The sequence below is a fragment of the Robinsoniella sp. RHS genome (assembly GCF_001029355.1).
Taxonomy (GTDB): Bacteria; Bacillota; Clostridia; order Lachnospirales; family Lachnospiraceae; genus Robinsoniella; species Robinsoniella peoriensis.
This window is the reverse complement of the sequence record NZ_JNGB01000243.1, coordinates 1-1,312: the sequence shown is the minus strand read 5'-3', so window position 1 is coordinate 1,312 and position 1,312 is coordinate 1. Positions and strand designations below refer to the sequence as shown.

The following is a 1,312-nucleotide window of genomic DNA, read 5'->3' as shown; positions in this document are numbered from 1 at the left end:
GATACTCGGGTACTATTAAAGCAATCGAAAGCCAGAGTAAAGTTTAATAAATCGAAGAAGAAAAAGTCCTATTATACTAAAGGAGTGATTTATATTGCTGAGAATGCAACACCGTCAACTATAGCCCATGAATTATTTCATGAGATCGATCATACTTACGGACTTACGCAGAATGGTGCATTGACATTACAAATCCAAAACGACTATAAAAGATTATTACAATTATCGTCTAATTATGGTAAATCGATAGAAGATATGTTATATTTAAAATATCCGGAGGTATTTGAAAATGGACGTAGAGGAATAAAATTACAGGAAGAATTTAGGGGTATTTCGGATATTTTAAATGGCATGTCAAGGGGGAAGATTAGACTGGGGTATAGGCATCAAGACGATTATTGGTTGAAACCTCTGAAATTAGAAAAAGAGACTTGGGCACAATATGGAAGGATGATTTATCAAAGTGATGAGAGAGTATTAGAATTTATGGAGATTCTTTTTCCAGAAACAACAACAGAGGTATATCGAATGTTGAAGGAGATGATAAAATAATGTGGTATGGTAATATGACACCGGAATTAGAAAAGCTTTATGATGAATATTATAATGTTTTTGGTGGTGACCCAGATGAGTATGACGAGTTGGAGTATGGGGCCAATGAGTATGATGATTATATCAAAGATATAAAAACATCAATTAGGTTAAAAAGAGAACTACCAAGTATAAATGAGTAAAACCACCAGTCATTTACGGCAGGTGGTTTTATTATAGAATTAAGGAGGTGACAGCATGAAAGTAAAAGCAAAAGCAGACTTCCGGGATCGTGAAAACGATCTAAGGCTTCGAAAGGCCGGTGAACAGTTTGATGTGAAAAATGACAGAGCTGAGCAGTTGTCAGGGCTTGGCCTGGTTGAGATTCTTCCAGATAAGGCTGCAGAAGAAAAGAAAGGGTAAGGTGTCCATACATCTCCCTGTAAGGCGCGGGGTGAAGCGTCTTATTTTTATGCCCGAAGGCTTTAAACTACGGTGAGACACACTGTGAAAACTGTTAGTGGGAGACACCCATAAAACTGTGGAAACATGGAGACACCATTTAACTGTAAAGGAGATATAGAAAAATGAGTAGATTACCAATGAAATTACAGATTTTTGCAGAGCCGGGGAGCACAGATCCAGAAGCGCAGGCAACACCGCCTGCAGGACAGCCGCAAACCAATGCAGCGCCTGCAGCACCACAGATCGATTATGATAAGATTGCGCAGCTTATCCAGGGAAAACAGTCTGTGGCAGAAGAAAGCGTGTTAAAAGGCTA

At 38.7% G+C, this 1,312-nt stretch carries 2 protein-coding genes and 2 pseudogenes; all 4 read left to right on the top strand.

Translation table 11 applies throughout. From position 1 onward, the window contains the following. Positions 1-552, top strand: a pseudogene (locus RHS_RS29240) (phage head morphogenesis protein); the annotation flags it as partial. Then, entirely contained in the window at positions 552-734 is a 183-nt protein-coding gene (locus RHS_RS29235) for a hypothetical protein (RefSeq protein WP_047835200.1), read from the top strand. The pseudogene RHS_RS29240 and the gene RHS_RS29235, both read left to right, overlap by 1 nt. A gap of 55 nt (positions 735-789) precedes the next feature. After that, on the top strand, positions 790-954 hold the full coding sequence (locus RHS_RS32380; protein ID WP_395023662.1) for a hypothetical protein: 165 nt from the start codon (positions 790-792) through the stop codon (positions 952-954). Between the two features lie 164 nt (positions 955-1,118). After that, positions 1,119-1,312: pseudogene (locus RHS_RS29230) on the top strand (hypothetical protein); the annotation flags it as partial.

Excerpts from the sequence above, each read along its gene's own strand:
- RHS_RS29235 (WP_047835200.1), top strand. The coding sequence starts at position 552 with ATGTGGTATGGTAATATGACACCGGAATTAGAAAAGCTTTATGATGAA.
- RHS_RS32380 (WP_395023662.1), top strand. The coding sequence starts at position 790 with ATGAAAGTAAAAGCAAAAGCAGACTTCCGGGATCGTGAAAACGATCTA.